Annotated in this window: 19 protein-coding genes; 17 read left to right on the top strand and 2 right to left on the bottom strand. The window is 37.7% G+C overall.

The window, feature by feature from the left end; all coding sequences use genetic code 11:
* Nucleotides 1–9: 9 nt before the first annotated feature.
* From BM305_RS03815 to BM305_RS19435, 10 genes are all read left to right on the top strand, one after another.
* Nucleotides 10–1287, top strand: a complete 1278-nt coding sequence (locus tag BM305_RS03815) for a murein hydrolase activator EnvC family protein (protein ID WP_092559368.1) — start codon at nucleotides 10–12, stop codon at nucleotides 1285–1287.
* Between the two features lie 15 nt (nucleotides 1288–1302).
* The gene (locus tag BM305_RS03820; RefSeq protein ID WP_177214529.1) at nucleotides 1303–2535 is read left to right on the top strand and encodes a S41 family peptidase; all 1233 of its coding nucleotides are present in this window, start codon (nucleotides 1303–1305) and stop codon (nucleotides 2533–2535) included.
* Nucleotides 2536–2709: 174 nt separating this feature from the next.
* A complete protein-coding gene (uvrB, locus tag BM305_RS03825) occupies nucleotides 2710–4692 on the top strand; it encodes an excinuclease ABC subunit UvrB (RefSeq protein WP_092559370.1) in 1983 nt (660 codons plus the stop codon).
* Nucleotides 4693–4726: 34 nt separating this feature from the next.
* Nucleotides 4727–7573 (top strand): excinuclease ABC subunit UvrA, encoded by a 2847-nt coding sequence (gene uvrA / locus BM305_RS03830; protein ID WP_092559444.1) that lies wholly within the window; start codon nucleotides 4727–4729, stop codon nucleotides 7571–7573.
* Nucleotides 7574–7594: 21 nt separating this feature from the next.
* Nucleotides 7595–8176 (top strand): 5'-deoxynucleotidase, encoded by a 582-nt coding sequence (gene yfbR / locus BM305_RS03835; protein ID WP_092559371.1) that lies wholly within the window; start codon nucleotides 7595–7597, stop codon nucleotides 8174–8176.
* A 147-nt stretch (nucleotides 8177–8323) separates the two neighbouring features.
* Nucleotides 8324–9865 (top strand): glutamine-hydrolyzing GMP synthase, encoded by a 1542-nt coding sequence (gene guaA / locus BM305_RS03840; protein ID WP_092559372.1) that lies wholly within the window; start codon nucleotides 8324–8326, stop codon nucleotides 9863–9865.
* Between the two features lie 242 nt (nucleotides 9866–10107).
* Entirely contained in the window at nucleotides 10108–10890 is a 783-nt protein-coding gene (locus BM305_RS03845; protein WP_092559373.1) for a class I SAM-dependent methyltransferase, read from the top strand.
* A gap of 669 nt (nucleotides 10891–11559) precedes the next feature.
* On the top strand, nucleotides 11560–11940 hold the full coding sequence (locus BM305_RS03850) for a hypothetical protein (protein ID WP_177214530.1): 381 nt from the start codon (nucleotides 11560–11562) through the stop codon (nucleotides 11938–11940).
* A 149-nt stretch (nucleotides 11941–12089) separates the two neighbouring features.
* A complete protein-coding gene (locus BM305_RS18885) occupies nucleotides 12090–12254 on the top strand; it encodes a hypothetical protein (RefSeq protein WP_177214531.1) in 165 nt (54 codons plus the stop codon).
* A gap of 64 nt (nucleotides 12255–12318) precedes the next feature.
* Nucleotides 12319–13575 (top strand): SEC-C metal-binding domain-containing protein, encoded by a 1257-nt coding sequence (locus BM305_RS19435; RefSeq protein ID WP_177214532.1) that lies wholly within the window; start codon nucleotides 12319–12321, stop codon nucleotides 13573–13575.
* A gap of 513 nt (nucleotides 13576–14088) precedes the next feature.
* Here the strand turns inward: BM305_RS19435 and BM305_RS03860 are convergent.
* Both BM305_RS03860 and BM305_RS03865 read right to left on the bottom strand, forming a co-directional pair.
* A complete protein-coding gene (locus BM305_RS03860; protein WP_330393413.1) occupies nucleotides 14089–14856 on the bottom strand; it encodes a nucleotidyltransferase domain-containing protein in 768 nt (255 codons plus the stop codon).
* Nucleotides 14853–15875 (bottom strand): nucleotidyltransferase domain-containing protein, encoded by a 1023-nt coding sequence (locus tag BM305_RS03865; RefSeq protein ID WP_092559376.1) that lies wholly within the window; start codon nucleotides 15873–15875, stop codon nucleotides 14853–14855. The genes BM305_RS03860 and BM305_RS03865 overlap by 4 nt, the downstream gene beginning before the upstream one ends.
* A gap of 204 nt (nucleotides 15876–16079) precedes the next feature.
* On the opposite strand from BM305_RS03865, the gene BM305_RS03870 reads away from it, so the two are divergent.
* The 7 genes from BM305_RS03870 (at nucleotide 16080) to BM305_RS03900 (ending at nucleotide 25524) form a co-directional block, all read left to right on the top strand.
* Nucleotides 16080–17420: a PdaC/SigV domain-containing protein gene (locus tag BM305_RS03870; RefSeq protein WP_092559377.1), complete on the top strand. Its 1341-nt coding sequence runs from the start codon at nucleotides 16080–16082 to the stop codon at nucleotides 17418–17420.
* Between the two features lie 29 nt (nucleotides 17421–17449).
* Entirely contained in the window at nucleotides 17450–19633 is a 2184-nt protein-coding gene (gene recD2, locus BM305_RS03875) for an SF1B family DNA helicase RecD2 (RefSeq protein WP_092559378.1), read from the top strand.
* 29 nt (nucleotides 19634–19662) lie between these two features.
* Nucleotides 19663–21621 carry a DNA helicase RecQ gene (gene recQ, locus BM305_RS03880; protein ID WP_092559379.1) on the top strand — a complete coding sequence of 653 codons (1959 nt, stop codon included), beginning with the start codon at nucleotides 19663–19665 and terminating at the stop codon, nucleotides 21619–21621.
* Between the two features lie 66 nt (nucleotides 21622–21687).
* Nucleotides 21688–22218 (top strand): GNAT family N-acetyltransferase, encoded by a 531-nt coding sequence (locus BM305_RS03885; protein WP_242940447.1) that lies wholly within the window; start codon nucleotides 21688–21690, stop codon nucleotides 22216–22218.
* Between the two features lie 133 nt (nucleotides 22219–22351).
* Entirely contained in the window at nucleotides 22352–23452 is a 1101-nt protein-coding gene (locus BM305_RS03890; protein ID WP_092559380.1) for a phosphoribosyltransferase domain-containing protein, read from the top strand.
* On the top strand, nucleotides 23452–24501 hold the full coding sequence (locus BM305_RS03895) for a cysteine protease StiP family protein (protein ID WP_092559381.1): 1050 nt from the start codon (nucleotides 23452–23454) through the stop codon (nucleotides 24499–24501). The genes BM305_RS03890 and BM305_RS03895 overlap by 1 nt, the downstream gene beginning before the upstream one ends.
* Nucleotides 24502–24510: 9 nt before the next feature.
* Nucleotides 24511–25524, top strand: coding sequence for an ATP-grasp domain-containing protein (locus BM305_RS03900; protein ID WP_092559382.1), 1014 nt, complete (start codon nucleotides 24511–24513; stop codon nucleotides 25522–25524).
* Nucleotides 25525–25529 lie beyond the last annotated feature (5 nt).

Below are 25529 nucleotides of genomic sequence, written 5' to 3' on the forward strand. Positions count from 1 at the left end.
GAGTAAAGTGTGAAGCGTAAAATAAAAATAACGGTATCAGCTGTTTTTATAGCTGCATTTTGTATTCTTTTTTCAGGAAGTGCAATGGCAACAGAAATTAAAGATGCCCAACTGCAAATGGAAAGTCTGATTGATAAGAAAGAGGAAATGGAGAAAAGAATTACTGAGCTGGAAAAGGAAAAGGAAGATGTAGTTCAGTATATTGAAAAGCTAGATAAAGAATTAAACAGCTTAATGGTGGAAATACAGAAAATGCAGGAAAATATTACAGGAACAGAGGCAGAACTTGAAAATACCAGAGTTGATTTAGAGGAAGCCAGGAAAACAGAAAGTAATCAGTATGAAACCATGAAAAAAAGAATAAAATATATGTATGAGCATGGTTCTGAAGACTATTTAGATATTATATTAAATTCCTCCAGCTTTTCAGATTTGTTGAACCGGGTTGAATATGTATCAAAGATTGCAGAGTATGATGATAATCTGTTAAAGGAATATCAGGCAAGTAAGAAACTGGTAGAGCAGAAGGAATCAGAACTGGAAAGTACTTTGAACACATTGAATGCCATGAAGGAAGAACTAGAAATTGAGCAGGATGGAGTGGAGAAGCTTGTTTCTAATAAAACAAGTGAGCTAAAAAAGTTTGAAGATAACATTGCTGTTTCAAAGGATGAAGTGAATAACTATGAGAAGGCAATTGCAGAGCAGGAAGAATTAGTCGAAAAGCTGCTGGAAGAAGAGCGGAAAAGAATTGAAGAACAGATAAGAAAGGAAGAAGAAAAACGTAAACAGGAAGAAGAGAAACGCAGGCAAGAAGAACTTCAGAATAATAATGGAAACAATGACAGCACCAATCAGGACGATACTAGTGATAGTGGTGTAGTATCTTCCGAGGGTTTTCGATGGCCATTAAATGTAAGTGGAACCATAACTTCGCAATTCGGGTATCGGACAGCACCAACTGCTGGAGCCAGTACATATCACAAGGGTATTGATATTGCTGTGTCATCAGGCACTTCCATTGTAGCGGCAGCAGGTGGAACAGTGGTAACATCCGCCTATCAGGCAGCAGCAGGAAACTATATTATGATATATCATGGAGACAGCATTTATACAGTGTATATGCATTGTTCTGCTGTATATGTATCGGTAGGGCAGGAGGTTTCCCAAGGGGAAGTGATTGCGGCGGTAGGTTCTACAGGAGTATCTACAGGTCCGCATTTGCATTTTGGTATTTCTGTGAATGGAAGTTATGTGAATCCACTGACTTATGTTTCTAAACCATAAAAAAGGATGAGATTCATGGAAAATAAAAAATTTCTCGTTGGTTTCTTAACAGGAATAACGGCAGCCTTAGTTGTAATTTATACGGTACTTCATATTGAGAAATTCTCTTTCTTACTAAAAGATTCTTTGAATGGCTCAGTAACTAGAGAGCATAGTATTACAAGAGAAGAAAAGGAACAGATAGGAGAAAAGCTGACTCTGTTGGAGCAATATATTGATCAGTATTATTTAAATGAGATTTCTGAGCAGGATATTGCTAATGGCATTTATAAAGGACTTGTCAGCAGTTTGGACGATCCCTATTCCACCTATTATTCCCAGGAGGAGTATCAGTCTGTAATGGAATCAACCCAGGGAACTTATGTGGGAATTGGTGCGTATGTGGCAAAAAACGCGGAAACGGGTGTTATTACAATTATAAAACCATATGAAAATGGGCCGGCCTATGATGCTGGCATTCAGCCAGGAGATATCATCAGTAAGGTGAATGGAGAAAGTATATCTGGCATGGATTTGAATGCGGTTATTAGTTTAATTAAGGGAGAAGAGGATTCAGCGGTTACCCTGGAAGTATTGAGGGGTGATGAAAGCAAACCTATAGAAATTGTAGTAACAAGGCAGGCGGTAGAAGCTGAAACGATTACGTATTCTATGTTAGAACATTCAGTGGGATATATAGGAATCAGTTCTTTTAAAGATTCGACAGTGAATCAGTTTAAACAGGCAATAGATGAACTGCTGAAGGAAGGAATGACATCCCTTATTTTTGATGTAAGAGATAATGGGGGAGGCGCATTAAAGGCTGTTGTGAGTATGCTGGACCGGATTTTGCCAGAAGGAATGATTGTATACACGATGGATAAAAATGGAGAAGGCGAAGAATATAAGTCTACAGGGGAAGAATCGCTGGATATTCCCATGGTAGTACTTGTAAATGGAAATAGTGCCAGTGCTTCGGAGGTTTTTGCGGGAGCATTGCAGGATTATGAATTAGCAACGTTGGTTGGAACAAAGACTTTTGGGAAAGGAATTGTGCAATCAGTTTTTCCATTGGAGGATGGATCAGCCATTAAGCTGACAACTTCCAAGTATTATACACCGAAGGGAAGAAATATTCACGAAATTGGAATTTTACCTGATGTGGAGGTTGAATTGGATGAGAGTCTGAAAGCTGTGACAAGTGTTCCGCCAGAGGAAGATAACCAGCTTCAGGAGGCAATTAAATTATTGATAAATGAAAAGAAATAAAAGAATTGTAAAGGGTGCCAGGCAGAGTAGTTCTCTGTGAGGTACCTTTTTTTCTTAATCAAAATATAAGAACAAAAGTTCGAAAAAATATTGAATAATAAATATGGTTATGATATAATGTCTAGACATAATAGAACGGATTTGGGAAAACATGTATAAGAAGAAAGGGCAAATATGGAACAGTTTAAGTTAGTATCAGAATTTCAACCTACAGGCGATCAGCCAGAAGCTATTACAGAACTGGTACAAGGTTTTCAAGATGGTAATCAGTTCCAGACACTATTGGGAGTTACTGGTTCTGGAAAAACATTTACCATGGCAAATGTAATTCAGGCATTGAATAAGCCTACGTTAATTATTGCGCATAATAAAACATTAGCAGCACAGCTATATGGAGAGTTTAAAGAGTTTTTTCCTGAAAATGCAGTAGAGTATTTTGTCAGCTATTATGATTATTATCAGCCAGAAGCTTATGTTCCATCCACAGATACCTATATAGAAAAGGATTCTGCGGTGAACGAAGAGATTGATAAGCTGCGTCATTCAGCAACAGCTTCTTTGATGGAACGAAAGGATGTTATTGTAATATCCAGTGTTTCCTGCATTTATGGATTAGGTAGTCCTGAATTTTATAGTAAGATGACATTGTCACTGCGTCCGGGAATGATCAGGGATCGAGATGAGATTATTGCTAAGTTGATTGAAATTCAATACAACAGGAATGATATAGATTTTAAGCGTGGTACATTCCGTGTAAGAGGAGATGTACTGGAGATTTTTATGAGCAGTGCAACAGATACTGCGGTAAGAGTAGAGTTTTTTGGAGATGAGATAGAACGGATTACCGAGATAGATGTTCTGACAGGAAAGGTGCTATACGAGTTAGATCATACACATATTTACCCAGCAACTCATTATGTAGTTCATCCCGAATATATGGAAACAGCCATTCATGCAATCGAAGAAGAGCTGGAGGAACAGTTAAAATATTTTAAAAGTGAAGAAAAGTTATTGGAAGCCCAAAGAATCTCAGAGAGAACCCATTATGATATTGAAATGCTGCGGGAAACAGGGTTTTGTTCAGGGGTGGAGAACTACGCAAGGCATATAGCTGGGTTGGAGGCAGGAAAGCCGCCATATACTTTAATTGATTTCTTTCCAGATGATTTTCTTATTATTGTGGATGAGTCTCATATTACCATACCGCAAATCAGAGGAATGTATTCGGGGGATCAGTCCCGAAAAACAACACTGGTTGAATACGGATTCCGTCTGCCTTCTGCCAAAGATAACAGACCATTAAATTTTGAAGAGTTTGAAGGGAAGATTGACCAATTATTATTTGTGTCTGCTACACCAAATGTATATGAAAGGGAGCATGAGCTGAAGCGGGTGGAGCAGATTATCCGCCCAACTGGTCTTTTAGATCCAGAAGTGAATGTACGTCCTGTACAAGGACAGATAGATGATTTGGTGGCAGAGGTGAATAAGGAAGTTGATAAGCATAATAAAATACTGATTACAACGCTGACCAAGAGGATGGCGGAGGACTTGACCGATTACATGAAAGAAATCGGTATTCGTGTAAAATACCTTCACTCTGATATTGATACATTAGAGCGATCCGAGATTATCCGGGATATGAGATTAGATGTTTTTGATGTTTTAATAGGGATTAATTTACTAAGAGAGGGTCTGGATATACCTGAAATTACGCTGGTTGCCATTTTAGATGCCGATAAGGAAGGGTTTCTTCGATCGGAGACATCCTTGATTCAGACAATCGGACGGGCTGCAAGGAATTCGGAAGGAAGGGTAATTATGTATGCGGATAAAATTACGGATTCCATGAATCATGCAATTAGTGAAACAAACCGAAGAAGAGAGATTCAGCAGAAGTATAATGAGGAACATGGAATTACGCCAACAACGATTAAAAAAGCTGTAAGAGATTTAATTCGTATATCCAAGAAGGTAGATACCAATACGGTTGATATGGAGAAAGATCCAGAATCCATGACAAAGAAAGAATTAGAAACGATGATTTCAAAGATTACCAAGCAGATGCATACGGCTGCCGCAGAGCTGAATTTTGAGATGGCTGCCCAGTTAAGGGATCAGCTAATCGTGCTGAAGAAGCATTTAAATGAACAATAGATTGCAGCATAAGCAGAGAGAAAGGACATGTAAGATGAGCGATACCAGAAAGTATATAACAATAAGGGGTGCCAAAGAAAATAATTTAAAGAATATTAACCTGAAGGTACCAAGAGATCAATTTGTAGTGTTAACGGGGCTGAGTGGTTCGGGGAAATCATCACTTGCCTTTGATACCATTTATGCAGAAGGACAACGTCGGTATATGGAGTCTTTATCCTCTTATGCAAGACAATTCCTGGGACAGATGGAGAAACCCAATGTGGAGAGCATAGAAGGCCTTCCGCCAGCTATTTCCATTGATCAGAAGTCTACTAACCGAAATCCACGTTCTACTGTGGGGACTGTTACAGAGATTTATGATTATTTCAGACTTCTGTATGCCCGGATTGGAGTACCACATTGTCCAAAGTGTGGTAAGGAAATTAAAAAGCAGACAGTAGACCAAATGGTAGATGAGATTATGAAACTACCAGATAAAACGAAGATTCAGCTTCTGGCAGCAGTGGTCCGGGGACGAAAGGGAACTCATGCAAAGCTTTTTGAGCAGATGAAAAAGAGCGGTTATGTCCGGGTTATGGCAGATGGTGCATTGTATGAGCTTTCTGAGGAAATTGTACTGGATAAAAATAAAAAGCATAATATTGAAGTGATTGTAGACCGGCTGGTTGTAAAAGAAGGAATTGAGAAGAGACTAACGGATTCTATTGAAAATGTGCTGAAGCTTTCGGAGGGACTGCTCATTGTAGATGTAATCGGTGGTGAACCAATGAATTTCAGTCAGAGCTTTTCCTGTCCAGATTGTGGAATCAGCATAGATGAGATTGAACCTCGAATCTTTTCCTTTAACAATCCTTTTGGTGCCTGCCCAGACTGTCATGGTATTGGAATCAGAATGGAATTTGATGAGGATTTAATGATTCCAGATAAATCATTAAGTATTGCGGAGGGTGCTATTGCAGCTCATGGCTGGCAGTCCTGCACCGATCCTACCAGTTATGCAGGGGCTACACTGACAGCATTGGCAAAGGAGTATAAGTTTGATTTAAATACTCCGTTTCAAGAGTATCCAGAAGATATACAGAACATGCTGATTCATGGAACAAATGGAAAGTCAGTAAAGGTTTATTATAAGAGTCAGCGGGGAGAAGGCGTGTATGATGTGACCTTTGAAGGATTGCTTAAAAACATGGAAAGAAGGTATCGGGAAACAGGTTCTGAGAGCCAGCGACAGGAATATGAGTCCTTTATGAGAGTAATTCCGTGTAAATCTTGTGGAGGAAAACGGTTAAAAAAAGAAGCTCTTGCTGTTACGGTAGGTGACAAAAATATTGCCGAAGTGACAGAGTACTCGATTGCTGACTTGAAAAAGTTTCTTTCGGGTTTACAGCTAAGTCTAATGCAGAAGAAAATTGGTGAACTGGTGTTAAAAGAGATTAAGGCAAGAGTTGGCTTTTTAGTTAATGTAGGATTAGATTATCTGACTTTGGCAAGATCAACTGGTTCTCTATCAGGAGGCGAAGCCCAGCGAATTAGGCTGGCTACTCAGATTGGTTCAGGACTGGTAGGTGTAGCATATATTTTGGATGAACCTAGTATTGGTCTTCACCAGAGAGATAATGATAAGCTTTTAAATGCCCTGTGTGATTTAAGGGATTTGGGAAATACTTTGATTGTAGTGGAACATGACGAGGACACCATGTTTGCAGCGGATTATATTGTGGATATTGGTCCAGGGGCTGGAGAAGCAGGTGGGCAAGTAGTAGCAGAAGGAACGGCAAAGGAGATTATGGAAAATGAGAATTCCATAACAGGAGCTTATCTAAGTGGAAGGATTAGAATTCCAGTTCCAGAAAAAAGAAGGATACCTAGCGGTTATTTAACAATTTCTGGTGCTAGAGAGAATAATCTAAAGGGAATTAATGTGGAGGTTCCTTTAGGTGTTTTAACCTGTGTAACTGGTGTTTCTGGTTCGGGAAAAAGCTCTCTGATTAATGAGATTTTGTATAAGACTTTGGCTAAAAAGCTGAACCGGGCAAGATGTATTCCTGGAAAGCATAAGGAGATTCTGGGAGTGGAGCAGCTAGATAAGGTGATTTCTATTGACCAGTCGCCAATTGGAAGAACACCCCGATCAAATCCTGCTACCTATACAGGGATGTTTGATATGATCCGGGATTTGTTTGCCAGTACAGCAGAGGCAAAAGCAAAGGGGTATGCAAAGGGGCGTTTTAGCTTTAATGTGAAAGGCGGTCGATGTGAAGCGTGCAGCGGAGATGGAATTATCAAAATAGAAATGAATTTTTTGCCAGATATATATGTGCCATGTGAGGTTTGTGGAGGAAAACGATATAACCGTGAAACGTTAGAGGTAAAATATAAGGGAAAGAATATTTATGAAGTACTGGATATGACTATTGAAGAGGCGCTAAAATTCTTTGAAAATGTACCAACAATCCGCAAGAAGGTAGAAACACTGTATGATGTTGGACTTTCTTATATTCGTCTGGGACAGCCATCCACAACCTTATCAGGTGGAGAAGCCCAGAGAATTAAGCTGGCAACAGAATTAAGTAAAAGAAGTACTGGCAAGACGATTTATATTCTAGATGAGCCGACAACAGGTCTTCATTTTGCAGATGTGCATAAATTAATTGAAATTTTGCACCGCCTGGCTGAGGGCGGGAATACTGTTGTTGTAATTGAGCATAATCTGGATGTAATAAAAACGGCAGATTATATTATAGATATCGGTCCTGAAGGTGGCGATAAGGGCGGCACTCTTGTAGCAAAGGGAACGCCGGAAGAGGTGGCAAAAAATAAGAAATCCTTTACAGGTGCATATATAAAGAAAATGTTAGAGAAGGATGTTCAGGTATAGGTTGAGGAAAAGGGGACAAATATGAATTATCATTTTTTTGCGATGATGTCTCGGATGAAGTACATTGAGCGGTGGTCACTTATGCGTAATTCTGTAAATGAAAATATAAGTGAGCATTCGCTGGAGGTGGCAATGATTACCCATGCCCTTGCTGTAATTAGCAATGTCCGTATGGGGAATTCATTAAATGTTGAAAAAGCGGCTCTGATCGGAATGTACCATGATTGTACTGAGATTATTACGGGAGATTTGCCAACTCCGGTCAAGTATCATAATACCCAATTGCAGGAGGCATTTTTGCAAATGGAAGAGCTGGCAGCCAATAGGCTTTTGGATTTGCTGCCAGCAGATATGAAAGGGGCTTATGAAAGTGTATTCTTTCAGGCAGAAGAAGATGAGTATCTATGGAAGTTAAAGAAGGCCGCAGATAAGCTGTCAGCTTTAGTTAAATGCATCGAGGAAAGAAAGGCGGGAAACAGTGAGTTTGCCAAGGCAGAGAAAGCATTGTGGCAGGCTGTTTCGGACATGCATCTCAGAGAAGCAGAGATATTTATAGAACTTTTTTTGCCATCCTATTCACTTACATTGGATGAATTAAGCTGAGTTTCTTAGAAATATTTTATTTTAGTACTAGTTTTCAAAAAAGAAATGTTGTAAAATGTAGCTGTTATGTTGTGAAGTCTCTGTTTTCGAAGAGATTTTAGAAGAATCGGATGATAATTTTCATATACAAGAACAGGAGGACATTTTGTGAAAAAGGAAATGGTTATTGTTTTAGACTTTGGCGGACAGTACAATCAGTTGATTGCACGAAGAGTCAGAGAGTGTAACGTTTATTGTGAAGTGCTGCCTTATAACCTAAGTGTGGAAAAGATTAAGGAAATGAACCCAAAAGGAATTATTTTCACAGGAGGACCTGCCAGTGTTTATGCAGAGGAAGCACCACATTGTGATAAGAAAATTTTTGAGTTGAATATTCCTATTCTAGGTATATGCTATGGTGCACAGCTTATGACACATTTGTTAAGTGGGCAGGTGGTAAGTGCAGATGTAAGGGAGTATGGAAAGACAGAAGTTAGTGCAAATGTAAATTCAAAGCTTTTCAAGGATGTTACGGAGAATTCGATTTGTTGGATGAGCCACACGGATCGAATTGAGCAATTACCAGAAGGATTTGTTGTTTCTGCAAAATCGGACTCTTGTCCAGTTGCTGCTATGGAGCATGCAGCAAAGAATTTATATGCAGTTCAGTTTCATCCTGAAGTAGTGCATACCCAGGAGGGAACAAAAATGCTCCGCAACTTCTTGTACGAGGTATGTGGCTGTGCAGGAGACTGGATCATGTCTTCCTTCGTGGAGGAGTCTATTCAGGCGATTCGTGATAAGGTAGGCAGCGGCAAGGTTCTTTGTGCCTTATCGGGTGGTGTGGACTCGTCTGTTGCGGCAGTGCTGTTATCAAAGGCAGTAGGAAAGCAATTAACTTGTATTTTTGTAGATCATGGTCTTCTTCGTAAGAATGAAGGTGATGAGGTAGAGAAGGTTTTTGGACCAGAGGGTTCTCTTGATTTGAATTTTGTTCGTGTCAATGTTCAGGAACGGTTTTATAGTAAGCTGGCTGGTGTGGAAGAGCCAGAGGCAAAGCGTAAAATTATTGGTGAAGAGTTTATCCGTGTTTTTGAGGAAGAGGCAAAGAAGATTGGTACAGTGGACTTTTTAGTGCAAGGTACAATTTATCCAGATGTTATTGAAAGTGGTCTTGGCAAGTCTGCGGTTATCAAATCCCATCACAATGTGGGTGGATTGCCAGACTATGTTGATTTCAAGGAGATTATTGAGCCATTGCGTCTTTTATTTAAGGACGAGGTTCGTAAGACAGGACTTGAACTTGGGTTACCTGAATATCTGGTATACCGACAGCCATTCCCTGGGCCAGGCTTGGCAATTCGTATTATCGGTGAGGTTACAGCAGAAAAGGTTGCTATTTTGCAGGATGCGGATTTTATTTACCGCCAGGAACTTGAAAATGCAGGGCTGAATAAGGAAATTGGACAGTATTTTGCAGCACTGACCAATATGCGCTCTGTTGGTGTTATGGGTGACGAGAGAACCTATGATTATGCTATTGCGCTTCGTGCTGTTACCACAACGGATTTTATGACGGCTGAGGCAGCGGAGCTTCCATGGGATATTCTTGGAAAATGCTCTAACAGGATTGTGAATGAAGTGAAGTCGGTTAACCGAGTGCTGTATGACTGCACTGGAAAGCCACCAGCAACGATAGAGTTTGAGTAACCTAGAAACGCTGGGAGCCCGCTAAATAAGCGGACTCCCAGTTTTTGCGTCAGCAAAATTTAGAAGCACGATATAATAATATCGTCGAATCGTTGTGGTGAATATTTAAGAATATTTAAAAAAAGATACGATTTTACAAATAGTATTGTATAATTGTTTTTGTAGAAAAGAGATCTTATTCTGTGGAATGAATGGATTGTGGAATAGTGAAGTATTTATATTTTATTATTGGAGGTTTTGCTATGTCAATATTAAAAGGACTGGAATGGACATTTAATACCGAGGCTAAAAAATATGAAAAAATGCGTCCAGGTTATGTTGGTGAATTATATAATGATATTTTTGATATGATGAACATTAACAAAGATAGCAATGTAATTGAAATAGGTATAGGTGGGGGACAAGCAACACTACCGGTATTAAAAACAGGATGTAACTTAATTGCTGTCGAGTATGGCGAGAATTTAGCTCAGGTTTGTTGTGAAAAATTTAAGGATTATTCCAATTTTTCAGCTGTAGTTGGTAAATTTGAGGATGCTTGCTTTGAAAAAAATTCATATGATTTGATATATTCTGCTTCAGCATTTCATTGGATACCTGAAGACGTAGGGTATCAAAAAGTCTTTAACTTGTTAAAAAGCGGTGGTGTTTTTGCTAGATTTGCAAATCACCCGTTCAAAGATAAAGGTAGAAATGGTTTGCACGAGGCAATGCAAGAGGTATATGCTGTTTATTTGCCAGGGTCACTTGAACCCGATGAATATAGTGAGCAACAAGCAATGGATAGAGCAAATATTGCGAATAAATATGGTTTTGTAGATATTTCGTATAAGCTATATAACAGAACTCGAACATTTACTTCAAAAGAATATATTGAATTGCTTGGCACATATTCAGATCACATAGCTATAGAAGAAAAAAACAGAAAGAGTTTTTTATCGGAAATCGAAGCTGTTATTGATTCTTTTGGTGGACAAATTACTATATATGATACAATTGATTTGCAGTTAGCAAGAAAGCCGTAATTACCTATTTCTCTAGTTTGTTCTTTTAGTTGCTTTCTAAGGAAATTAATACTTCTGTTAAAGACATTGCACTGTCTAGAGTTTGAGAACCCAACCCCAGAACTAGTTTTCCTTCCTTAGAAGTTTTGACCCAGCCATTAAGAGTACTTGTTGAAATACCAAGCTCCTTAGCGGCTTTTGTTAGTCCAATTTCCTTGGATTATTTTACTGATTGAATTTTGTAGTCTGTATCATACTGACGTTGTTTGCGTGCCATGCGAGTACCTCTTTATTCTCTTTATTATTTATCAAAACATACGAGAATAAGTTGTCTAGTTTAATTATACAGCATTTCCAATAATTCGTTTGCAAAATAATTCAAAATGAGTGGCAATATATGAACTTGCACGATATAATTATGTACAAGTACTTTAATTAATAGTCGTTGAAAGCGTAGTGCAAAATTTACAATAAATGATAATGTGAGTAACAACCCTAGACTTCGAAGGGATAATCGTATTCGTAGGATTCATGCTTCCTAAGCCATTGAAAATAACTCTGTATCATGGAATCAAGTGACCGAACAAGTCAAAATACTTTTGGAGGGTGACAATGTCAATTCAAGTTTACAACTGCCCATAATGTGGCAGAACATTGTATTTTGAAGGAATATGCTATGACTGCAAAAACATGAACCAGTGTCAGGAGATTCTAAAACTTACCTGTGAAAAATGCGGAGGAAAGCTATTTGATATTCTTACGATTGACGGAAGAGATGAGCGTCTGAAATTCCTCGAGATAGAAGGCACAATCAAAGCAAAGGTCTGCCCCGACTGTGTTATGATGTCAGACAGTTATTTCTGCAAATACACAATATACGGTGAAAGTGAGATTCTACCAAACGAAGCAGGCTCTGACGAAAGCTATATGACGGAAGAGGATATCGAAGAATTTCAAACGAATGGATTTGTTCTTTCTCCAAAGAAAGTAAATCCTTTCTTTGGGTGTCATGAAGATACATTTAGTACGATAGGCGGTATGCAAATTGGGTTCAAGACCCCACATACTTAACGTGCCCTGTTTGTGGAAAACCCATGAAGTATTTTGCATAACTTCATTGGACAAAGTTTGGTAACGGCGATGGAACATTATTTTTGAGATTTGTCAGAATTGCAGTATTATTGGAATGCTTCATCAGCAAACCTAAAGGAGATTAGATTATGAAATACGATTTTACACTTGAAAATGTTGTTGAAGAACACAACGAAGATCCGCGTACTTTTAGGATTCCGGATAAATATGAAATTGATGAGCTGGAAACGGGTGATATAAAATTTAACAAAAATACTGTCTTAGATACATTTGATGAGGTTAGAGATTTTTAGAGAATAATATTTTGGGAAGAACTGGGACGTAAGAATTTGAAAAATAGTATTAGAAGGAGATATGATGCAGCTAAGAGAAAAATTAGAATATAGTACAAAACAAGAATTATTGGATCAGGCAAGGAGTTTTGAATTGAAAAAGTGTTCAAGGCTTAGGAAAGAACAGTTAATAGATAGAATTGTAACTTGTTTTTGCTCAGAGGAAATGTTACGAAGCAGATTAGCGTGCTTAACAAAAGAACAAATGGATTTGTATCGTAAAGCGTGTATTTCACCTACAGCTGTTTCAGTTAATCAAGTTATGGATGCAATACAGTTAAATCGGTATTGGTTAGGGTATTTTGAAGAACCTACGGACAATTTGTGTGTATTTGACGATGTGGCAGATGCATTTCGAAAAATAGATGATGAAGCATTCAAAAAGGAAAATAGTAGAAAAGGGTGGATGATGAAATGCGTCTGTTTCTTTATTAACTACTATGGAATAGCTCCAGTAGAAGTTATTTATGAGATGTATAAACAGAAAATAAAGTGTTCTCTAGATGAAATGGTGAGCATACTGGAAGGAATGCCAATGGATATTATTGAATCATGCATTTTTTCTATGGATATGATTGGAATACAGGATTGGCCTATGGACTCACCGTTATATTCAAAAAATGGATTATTGATACACATTCCATTATTAGAAAGCAAGGAATTCGGTTATTTACTCCGTCAGCAGGCAGAAAAAGACTTCTTTGTACCTTCTGAAAAAATAATAGACGAAATTTGCAGAAGTGGATACGAAGTAAGTTCTCTGGCGTATCAGAAACTGGAATCATTTATAAGGAAGAGATTTAGTCTGAATTATGAACAGGCAGTGTCATTGTGTTTACAAATCTGGGCTAACAGTTATGATGGCAATTCTCCAACAGATATTCTTAACCATTTGTCAGAAGCAAACATCAGTTTTAGCAGTGATAAAATATTAAATGAATTTGTTGGATTGCTTATGAATGCTTATAATAGCACCAGATTGAAAGAGAATCGTGGACATAAACCAGATGAGTTGAGTAAGGATGTATTCAAAGGAGGAATGCCGACCATTGTACCAGCCAGTAGCAATGCAGCTGCAATGTTGCGAGAAGCTGAGCCACAACTACACGCTATGGGGTTTCCAGTTGATGTGAATGGAGGAGCGGATACGATTCAGACGTCATTTTATCCAAATGGTTTAAATGGACAAGCAGTTAATATGGAGAAAAAAATATATCCCAATGATCCATGCCCATGTGGATCAGGGAAGAAATATAAAAAATGTTGTGGAAAATTTAAATAGGTACTCAATTTTCCTAGTAGATATTTCAAATATATCCTGTATAAATCATGCCTGAGACATCATTCAATCCATTACTTTACTGTTTATGCAGGAAGTAATATCTACGAATAACACTGAAATTCAGTGCCAAGTTTAAAGAATGATTTAGAGGTGTAGCATTGTCCAAAGAACCTTGGTGGCATTTTGAGGAATGATATTATGAAACCATGGAAAGGAATTGAGAAAATGGAATAGCAAGTGGATTTTGTACTTGTAGGCATGGATAGTTGCAAGTTAGGTAGCATTCAGCTAGAGGATGTGCGCAGTCAGAAGGAGTAGGCAGATAATAAGCAGAGATTACTAGCATATAGCAATTTGAAGAAGAAAATGATTTTTCATTCAATCTATCTGGATTGTCAACACTTTGGATTGTCAACAATTTTTTATACAATTTTTATTCGGTCATTTTAGATAAATGCTATTATACTCAAGTCAAAAAGATAAGGATAAACTCCAACTTTACCAAGAAGTGCTTTACACAGAACCATTTAAGGTATTCATAAAAACAGTATTTAGCATCTGCCAATCTTTATTATGGTCATCCTCAAGAGTTTGGGAAATTTCCTTTTGAATTTCAAGCTCATTTTTAATAAATTCATAAATAACAGGTATCTGTGGATTTAAATCTTTTTCATCAGTAATCTTTTTGATTTTAAGCAGCTCATCAATGCCAGTTCTTAGGCTATCAGGAAGATTGAGATTTAAAAGTTCATCAAATACTACTGGTGGGGGACAATGATACTCCTCAATATATTTACAGGCAAGCAGTGGACGTAATGCATAAAAGTATTTTTTGTACTTCACTTGTTCGCCCTGAAGATAACTTAAAAAAGTGTTCTTTGCTGTGCCATAGTAATGATAAATACTAGCCTTTGCTGAAAAATAAGATTTTGCAATATTGTAAATATCATCCCATTCAGGCGTATGAATATAGACAATAGGAGAATTACTCCATTCAAAAAGAGTAGCATTTCCTTTTCGAAATTGAATCAAGCACTTATTCAGATCCCAGCCATTTATATCAAGAACATCATCCAGTTGCCAATCAATAATATCTTTTTGGGTATCTAAGCGTAAGTATTCGGAACGTGGTCTTACATAGATAAATCGGACATCATAATCGCTATCAGGAGATTCAAAACCCCAAGCGCGGCTACCAGATTCTACGGCAAGCAAGATTTTAACATGTTCCACGGTTTCGATTTCTTTTAAATTTTCTTGTATTATAGTTGTCATATTCATGAGTAGTCACCATCAATTACCTTTCTATTTACATATTCTACAAATGCCTCTACCTGTTCCATGTTAGGCTTATCGGGTAAGGAAGTTTCTTTTGTTGCACGTTCTAATTCCTTTTCATAATGTGCCAATATATCACAAAATTCAGTGGAAAATGTATGATCTTCATTTTGAAAACCACCATTTCTGATTTTAAGTAATAATTCAAGGTCATTCCCACGATAAGTCTTAATTATTCCGTTATCTAGGATATCAATCGCCATCATAAATAGTCGGATCAGGTGCATGGCATGTTTATTCAGGTGGTTATCATCCTTCTTTTTATTGCGTTTGCCAATTTTATCATATTCTCGAATCACTGCATTCATTGTAGAAAACATTTTTTCATATTCTCGAAGAGGAACATGAGTGTAGTTTGCATCAACAAATATTTCTTTTGTGAAGCCTTCCGTTACACCGTTGTCAATATATAAGTGTATACTACCTTGTACAAAATTATCATATCTTCGATTAAAATCATCTAATGCATTTTTCACTGAGTTGAAAATGTGCTGTTCTCGATTTGATGGGGGCATAGAATCCCTTGCAACAGCATTTTGAAGTCGGCGTAACTGCGCACTTGCATAGCCACCAAAAGACTTAGCGGCTCTTTTGGTTAGAAATAAACTTGTGTGATTAATAAGTTCCTGTCCAAGGGAAGTCTTGATCAGATATTGGTTTTCCTCAAGACCAAGAATTTCACAGGTATTGGGATTGCATTCTAAAAGCAGTCTAATCATTTTGTTAAAGGAATAGATAACAGTATCGGTATTATTATCCTCGTATTGTTCAAAAGAGGTAAGTCCCAACAAGTCAGAAGTGCTATTGAGTGTAATTCCTCTAAAATCAATGTCGCTAGTTGTGATATTAGTTCCATATGCGTGGCTGCCACCTAAACCAAGAAGAATAATTTTATTACCTAAGCGTGGGTGGGTGCGCAAGAAGTCATATTTTGAACTATTCATAAGATCTACAAAATTCATAGTGTTATGTCTCCTATAGGATTTGTTGTTTCATATACTTTTATATCTGACAGATACATTTGCATTGTAACACAGATAGATGAGTTAAGCAAAATGAAAGTGTATTAGGGATAGTTGATAAAATTCATCTGTCTTTTTTGACTTGCAAGTAGTAAAATAGTTGTAAGCGAATTAAAAGATTGCCATTAAAAAGGAGTTGTCGTTATGAGAATGATATACAAAAAAGAAAGCGATGAGAAAATAAGGTTTAAAAAGAAGCAGACAGCTATGTGGAAAGGAATTATGTCAGCAATGCTATTTACTATGCTTTTCACAGGTTGCAGAAATACAGTTAAAAAGGATACGGATCAACAGGAAAGTACGCCACCACCTGTAACGGAAACACAAGATAATCAGGCTGAAATACAAGAAACACCTCAGACCGCTACAACTACAGTAGAGGAACAAAGTACGAAATCACCAGAAAACCTGTCCTATCAAATAAATACAGCTAAGTTTGACCAGGATGGTATTAACATTGCGTATCCTCAAATAGAAGGCTGGGGAGATAGCGCAGCAGAACAGGAAATAAATGAGCTGATTAAAAAGGAGATTTGGGATAGTCAAGTGCAAGAAGTATTGACAGATTATGAGGGCGAAGAAATCAAATTGACTATAAACTTACAGTATCAGGTTACTTGCAGTACAGATGAAATACTTAGCATTATGTATACGGGAGATTTCTATGTGGAGGGCGGTGCACATCCTAATAATGTATTTCATGGAATTACAATAGACCTGAAAAATAAGAAGAAATTATATCTTTCTGATTTTACTGCTATTGACGACGAAATGATACAATTATTAAAACAGTCAAAAACAGTTAAAAACCCAGTACTGGATGAATTTGCAGATGATAAGGAGGCGGCAGAATTCAAAGATATTTTACTGGACGAGGTGAAGAATATTAATTCGGATACCGTTTGGATGTTGATATTTAGAAGTGAAGATAATTTTTATGTTACAGAGAACTCACTGGTTATCAGTATTGATATTAGTCATGCAATTGGGGATTATATGTTGGTAGAAGTGCCAGGAAATAATGCAGTGATGCAAAACAATCGATATAACGACAGGCTGTGCCTAAATTCAGAAAATTTTATACTAAGTTTTAGGACGAAACAGTCAGGAAAGACTTTGTCAATTTGTACTTCTAAGGATAACGATTATATTGTGTATCGTTTTGGAACGAAAGATCAGATTGATTTAGAATATCCTGAGGATAAGGAAGACTCATGGAATCAATTTAAATATGATTATTATCACCGCGGCGGTGGTGTTGAAAACAGTGGGTATGATGAGGATAGCCTGACCTTTGAAAATGGAGGATATGAGTATCGGGTATATGAGCAATATGATGCTGTAGAAGAGGAAACAACATTGGGGGTTGTGGTGACCGATCTTTCCACAGGCAAAGAAACAGATATAGCAGGGGATTTGGATACTAAAATAGGTTATTGGTATGATTTAAGAGAGAGTGACAAAATCAATAAAGAAAATTCATAAGGATGAGGAAAAGAGTGGAGGTGAGCCAGATGGTCAAAATTCGATGCGTAGTAGAACGAATTACCTATCAGAATCCAGAGAACGGTTATACTGTTCTTAAAGTGAATGTCAAAGGTTATGATGAACTGGTCACTGTGGTAGGAAGCCTTTTGGATGCTAATGTTGGTTCTGTTCTTTTGATTGATGGAAATTGGAAGATTGATACCAAGTATGGCAGGCAGTTTGTGGCGGAAAAATGGGAAGAAACTATGCCAGCTACTATTTATGGAATTGAAAAATATCTGGGGAGTGGGCTGATTAAAGGGGTAGGACCTAAATTTGCCAATAGAATTGTTCAAAAATATGGAACGGACACAATTGCTATTATGGAAGATAATCCTGACATCTTGATTGAAGTAGAAGGGATTGGGATAAAACGTGTGCAAATGATTAAGGAAAGCTGGGAGCGGCAAAAGGAAGTAAAAAATATTATGCTCTTTTTGCAGGATCATGGCGTTAGTACATCCTTTGCAGCCAAGATTTACAAGGCTTATGGGAACGAAAGCATTGATAAGGTAAAAGAAAATCCATTTCGGCTTGCAGACGATATCTGGGGAATTGGCTTTAAGACAGCAGACAGCATCGCAGAGAAGCTTGGATTTGGGAAGGAATCCTATGTGCGGTTACGAAGCGGAATTATGTATACTCTTAGTGAACTTGCAGATGAAGGCCATGTTTTTGCGGTGAAAGAGCAATTAATTGAAAAGGCAGAGGCACTTTTAGAAGCAGGGCAGGAATGTATTATTATGACCATGGATCAGATGTTGAAAGAAAAGGATTTACTTCAAGAAGAGAATGCAATTTACCTGCCGCCGTTTTATTATGCAGAAGCAGGAACTGCAAATAAACTGTTAAAGCTTGCAGCACAGTCAGGAGGGGATAAGCTGTGGGTACGTCTTACCAAGGCAAGAGATGAAACGGGGAATAATGAACTGTCTGTAGATGTTGAGAGAATAGAAGCTGCTGTTAATATGAAATACGATGAGGTTCAGGCGGATGCGATCAGGCAGGCGGCACTTGCCAAAGTAATGGTACTGACAGGTGGTCCAGGAACAGGAAAGACGACAACCACCCAGGGAATTATTGCGGCTTATCGCACGTATGGGCTGAAGATTTTGCTGGCAGCACCTACAGGGCGGGCTGCAAAACGGATGACCGAAGCAACTGGCCTTGAAGCAAAAACCATTCACCGCCTGTTAGAATGTAAACCACCAGAGGGGTATCAGAAAAACGAAGAGAATCCCTTAGAGGGGGATGTGTTGATTGTGGACGAATGTTCGATGATTGATATCATTCTTATGAATTCTCTATTAAAAGCAATACCGCCTAATATGAGGCTGATTTTGGTGGGAGATATTGACCAGCTGCCTTCCGTTGGAGCAGGAAATGTATTAAGAGACATGATTGAATCAGAACAGTTTCCAGTAATTCGGCTAACCAGAATTTTCAGACAAGCACAGACCAGCCGTATTATCACAAATGCTCATAAAATTAACAGAGGTGACCTGCCTGATATTTCCAATGGAAAGGAAAGTGATTTCTTTTTTATTCAGAAGGACGAACCAGAGGATGTAGTTGCAGAAGTAGTAAAACTGGTCAAAAATAGCCTTCCCCAATACTATAAAACACCGTCTTCCCAAATTCAGGTCTTAACACCCATGCAGCGAGGAGTTGTGGGAGCAGCAAATCTAAATCTTGCATTGCAGGAAGCACTGAATTCAACAGGAGAAGGACTGCGTCGAAGTGGTTCTGTCTTTCGAACCAATGACAAGGTGATGCAAATCAAAAACAACTATGACAAAGAGGTTTTTAATGGTGATATTGGAATAATTACCGCTATAGATCTAGAGGATCGTTCCTTAAAAGTGGATTTTGACGGCAGACAGATTGTGTACGATATAACGGAGTTAGATGAAATTGTTCATGCCTATGCTACCACTATCCATAAAGCGCAGGGGTCTGAGTATCCCATTGTGGTAATGCCCATTTTGATGAATCATTATGTGATGCTTCAGAGAAATCTTATTTATACAGGAATCACCAGAGCGAAGAAAGTACTGGTTATGGTGGGAACAAAAAAAGCACTTGCCTATGCAATAAGCCATGTTACGGTTACAAAGCGCAATACATTATTAAAGGAACGATTGGCAGCTGGCAGCATTGATTTCAGATAGAAGAATGAAAATAGGGAAGGTTAAATAACATGAACAAGTATGAAATATTAAAAAAATATTTTGGGTATGATTCCCTAAGAGAAGGACAGGAAGAACTAATTGATGCAGTTCTTCAAGGACGTGATGTTTTGGGGATTATGCCAACTGGTGCTGGTAAATCTATTTGCTATCAAATTCCAGCATTAATGTCTTCAGCGGTTACAGTAGTAATTTCACCACTAGTTTCACTTATGATTGATCAAGTGAAATCATTAAATCAAGCAGGAATTCATGCAGCATATATTAATAGTGCACTTACAGAAAATCAAATTGTAAAAGCTTTAGAATATGCAAAGCAGGGGCGGTATAAGATTATTTATGTGGCACCAGAACGCTTAGAAAGTGCAAAGTTTATGGAATTTGCGATGGAGACAGAGGTTTCAATCGTAGCAGTAGATGAGGCACATTGCATTTCACAGTGGGGACAAGATTTTAGACCAAGTTATGTAAAAATTGCTGGGTTTTTAAAGAAGCTTCCTAAACGACCAGTGGTTTGTGCGTTTACAGCAACAGCAACCAGACCAGTACAAGAAGATATTATGTGTATTTTGCAGTTAGTTGAACCAAAACAGGTTACGACGGGATACGATCGAAAAAATCTTTTTTTCAAAGTAATTCATCAACAGGGAAAAACCAAAAAAGATGTTAACATACTTTCTTATGTGAAAAGTCATGCAAGAGAAAGTGGGATTATTTATTGTGCAACTAGAAAAAATGTGGAAGCGGTTTGGGCGATGTTACGGCAGGAGGGCATTCAAGCGGGGAAATATCATGGGGGAATGGGTACGGAAGAAAGAAATCAGAATCAGGATGATTTTATCTATGATAATATAGTAGTTATGGTAGCTACCAATGCTTTTGGAATGGGGATTGACAAGTCTAATGTTCGTTATGTGCTGCATTATAACATGCCTCAGAGTCTGGAGAACTACTATCAGGAGGCAGGAAGAGCTGGGCGTGATGGAGAAAATGCAGAATGTATTTTGTTCTATTCAGCACAGGATTTGATGATTAATCGGTTCTTACTTGACAGTAAAATAGAAATGCAGAAAATGCTACCAGAAGAGGCACAGATATTGCGAGAGAATGATGAAATGCGTTTGAATCAGATGCGGAATTATTGCTTAACTAGAGACTGCCTGCGGCAATATATTTTACGCTATTTTGGGGAAAATGCAAATGCAAATTGTGATAATTGTGGAAACTGTCAGGCTGAATTTGAAGAAAAAGATGTTACGGATACGGCTAAAGATGTAATTATGTGTATGGAAGAAACAAAACAAAGATTTGGATATAACGTAATTGTGGATGTGCTTTTAGGAAGAGCTATGGCTAAAATCCGAAGCTATGGTCTAAATGAATTATCTTGTTTTGGACGTTGCAGGCAGTTGTCGGGATCTATTTTAAAGTCAGTTATATTTGAAATGGAGAAACAGGGATATATCAGTGCAACAAAAGACAAATATCAGATTATGAAATTAAATAGAGCATGTGAAAGGATTTTGGAGAATCAGCAAAAAATTAGTATGAAGTTTCCCAAGGAAGATTTGTCAATGGATCAGGAACAGACGCAGAATCGTGTTCGAAAAAGCAGAAGTTCAGATATTCTTAACTCAAAGGGATTAGAGTTATTTGACTGTCTTCGAGAAATACGTCTTTTGATGGCAAGAGAACAGGCAGTACCTCCGTACATAATTTGTTCAGATAAGACGCTGATTGATATGTGCTGTAAGGTCCCTATGGATAGAAATGAAATGCTGGAAGTAAACGGTTTTGGTGATTACAAATTTGAAAAATATGGGGAAGCATTTCTGGAGGCTATCCGCAAGTTCACTGATGGTGTAAAGGTTTCCTATACGTATGGAGATTATGATGATAGCAGTGACGCAGGAGAATTGAAAAATGTAAGAGGCAAGGAAAAGAGCAGACAATCTGGAAAAAAGAATTAATAATAAATACTTAGCTGACATTGGTAACTACAGAAAAACAAATTCATAAGAAAGTAGGTAATGCGAATGCATCGTACAAATATATTAGAGTTAGTAAAACCAAGAATAGAATTAAAAGAACAGGCACTTGCATATAGAGCAGAGCATTTTGCCTGTGGAGAAAGAATCATTAACGGAAGTGAGTTGTTTGATCAAATTGATTGTTATGAAGAGTGGATGGAAAAGGTTATAAAAAATACTGAGAGAGATACGGTAGCAGCTGACTGGGTATTAACAGATACTTATTTTGCCTGTAGAAAAACGGATCAAAAGATAGTAGGTATGATAGACTTGCGGTATGAGCTTAACGATTTTCTTAAGGACTTTGGCAATTGTGGATATAGTGTCCGGCCATCAGAACGAAGAAAAGGCTATGCAACAGAAATGCTATTTCATATCTGTAACATTGCCAGAAGGGCAGGGCTTGATAAACTACAGCTTTCTGTAGAGAAAGAAAATATTTCTTCCATAAAAACAATTGTGCAGAACGGTGGGAAATATGAGAGGAGCATTACCTTTAACAATGAAGAAGCGGATATCTATCAAATTCAATTATAGATTACCCAAGATGCCAGGAACCTGTTGACCAGCGTATCAAAAAAGATTATGATAGAATCACTTAAGTTTAGAGGACAAGTCAACAATTTGCTAAAAGATAAAATGGAGACTGAAATGGGAAGAGGTATTATATATGTACAGAGAAGAAGATTTAGTCAAAATCGCCAGACGGGAAAACAACAATAAGAGAAAATATTTAGTAGTAAATAAGTTACAAGGCAAGCACGTTCCGGTTAAACCATCGGATGCATTTAAAATGTTTGAAGAATTAGCGGATAGTCTGAAACAGGAGTATACAAAGGAAAGGCTGTTGCTGATTGGGTTTACGGAAACAGCAACTGCCATAGGAGCAGCGGTTGCCATTAGCGTGGGTGGGAAATATATGCAGACAACCCGCGAAATGATACCAGATGTGGGGTACTTATTTTTTTCAGAAGTACATAGTCACGCAACAGAACAAAAATTAGTTAAAGATGATATAGAGGGTACGATACAGGACATTGACAGAATCATTTTTATTGAGGATGAGGTTACAACGGGAAATACAATTCTAAATATCATTAATATTCTGGAAAAACTATATCCAGGAAGCTTACATTTTTCCATTGCCTCACTATTGAATGGTATGGATGAAGAAGCTTTGGAACGGTATCGGCAGCGAGATATTCACATTCACTATCTGGTAAAGACAAACCATGAAAGCTATACTCAAATTGCTGAGAATTATGAAAATAATGGAGCATATAAAAAGCCAAATTTGCAAAGTGCAGAAGGCAGCTATGAAGAAATGACAGTTTCTGGCTGGCTAGATGCAAGAAGAATGATAGATTCAGCCTGTTACAAGGATGCGTGTGCCGACCTATGGAAAGCCATTGAAAAAGAGTTGGAGATAAGCGCCTCTACTCTTGTGATAGGAACAGAAGAATTTATGTATCCGGCATTGTACGTGGCATCCTGCATAGAAGAAAAAGGAAGTTGTGTGAAATGTCATTCTACAACAAGAAGCCCGATAGAAGTTTGTAAGGAAGAAGGATACCCTTTACATTGCAGATACGAATTGAAAAGCTTATATGATAAAGAAAGAAAAACATTTATATATGATTTGGCGAAGTACGATAATGTGCTGATTATTACAGATTCACAAAGCGAAGAAAAAACGGGAATTGACACATTAGTAAATGGGCTGAAATTGGCAGGAAATAAAAAAATTCAGTTGGTAAGGTGGCGAAAATAGTGAGAAGTTCATATAAAGAAGAGGATGTTATTTTATTATTAAAGGACATAACAGGATTGGTTGACCCCCAGCCAACAGAAGAACGAGAAAAGCTAATTCAGGCTGGAAAGCATTACTGCGAAATGCTTCCAATTGAGTATGTGCCTACGGAAAAGTATATGACAGTATACAAGGAAGCTCTTGAAAAATTTTCACTGCCTACCGCACATGCCATCGGAAAATTATCGGACAAGATTATAGAAGCCAAAGGGAGTAAGGTTGTGTTGGTATCCCTTGCAAGAGCTGGAACGCCAATCGGAATTTTAGCAAAGCGGTATATCAGGAAAAAGTATGGGATAAGTGTACCTCATTATTCTATTTCCATCATCAGAGGGCGGGGGATTGACCGAAATGCAATGAAGTATTTACTGGAACAATATGAGCCAGAACAATTATTATTTGTGGATGGGTGGATTGGAAAAGGTGCGATTTTAAATGAATTAAGGAAGGATGTTGCCGAATTTAAAGGCGTTTCTTCGGAAATCGCAGTTGTGGCAGATCCAGCAAATGTGACGGAGCTTTGTGGAACTCACGATGACATTTTAATACCAAGCTCCTGTTTAAACAGCACCATATCGGGATTAATCAGCAGAACCTTTTTACGAGATGATATTATTGGGACAACTGACTTTCATGGAGCAGTCTATTATGGGGAATTAGAAAAGGCTGATTTGTCCTATGAGTTTATTGATGCAATTGAAGCTTATTTTGACATGCCGTATTATGTAAATGAGAAAACTCGAAAAGGATTTGGCATTGAAGAAGTAAAAGGAATTGCTGAAAAATATAATATTAGGGATATTAATCTGATAAAGCCTGGAATAGGTGAAACGACACGTGTTCTTTTAAGAAGAGTACCATGGAAGGTATTAATTGACCAGCGGCACAGGGAAGAGAGTGAACTTGCCCATGTTATTAGGCTGGCGGAAGAAAAAAATGTACCGGTAGAATATGCGCCACTTGAAAATTACAAATGTTGCGGAATTATAAAAAAACTTGCAGATGCCTAAGGAGAAAATATGTTAAGAGTATGGTTTAATCATTGGTTTAGTACTTCTTATAAAATAATTGAAATGATGAAGGAGGATAAAAACGAAGAAATCTATGTGATTGGCAGTAACAGACAACGATATGCCATTATTCAAAATGTATGTGATGAATGGTATGAAGAACCTGATTTGGACGGAGAAGACTATATTACGTACTGTTTAGAATTTTGCAGGCAGCATAGTGTAGATGTATTTGTTCCACGAAGAAAAATGGTGGAGATAAGTAAAAACAAAGAACGGTTTTCTGCAATTGGTGTAAAAGTGTTAGTAGATGACTATTCCATTTTAAAAATTCTAAATGACAAGGCATCAGCCTATGAGTTCTTAAGAGGTTGCCAAGGAATCAGTATACCTGAGTATGCTATAGTCAATGACTGGGCAGGATTTGAAACGGCATATGGGAAGTTGAAAGAAAATCATGAACAAATCTGTATGAAATTTGTACAAGATGAAGGTGGAATGAGTTTTAGAAAAATCGTAGACCATGTGGATCAGTTTAATCGATTGAGATATTATCAAGGAGCGGAAATAGAATTTGAAGTAGTGAGAGATGCCTTAAAATCGAAAAATCAGTTTGATGATTTAATGGTAATGCCCTATCTGCCAGGAAATGAAATCAGTGTTGATTGCTTAAGTACTCCAAATGGTTTAATAGCAGTAGCCCGGGTAAAGGGTTCTGCAAGACATGAAAAGGTTGCTTTTGATGAAAAAATAATGGAAATGACAAGAATTGTATTAGAAAAAACGAAGTTACAGTATCCATGTAATGTTCAGTATAAAATCAAAGATGAAATACCATATTTTCTTGAGATTAATACAAGGATGTCAGGAGGATTGCAGATGAGTTGTCTGGCGGCAGAGGTTAATATTCCTAATATTGCATTGAATAAACTAATAGGAAGAGATATAAGCTGGGAAATAAATCAAACTGAAAGAATGGTATCCTATATTGAATTGCCACAGTTAATTCAAAAATTCAAGTAAGTTAT

Origin of the sequence: Anaeromicropila populeti (genome assembly GCF_900112775.1) — a bacterium.
Classification (GTDB): domain Bacteria; phylum Bacillota; class Clostridia; order Lachnospirales; family Lachnospiraceae; genus Anaeromicropila_A; species Anaeromicropila_A populeti.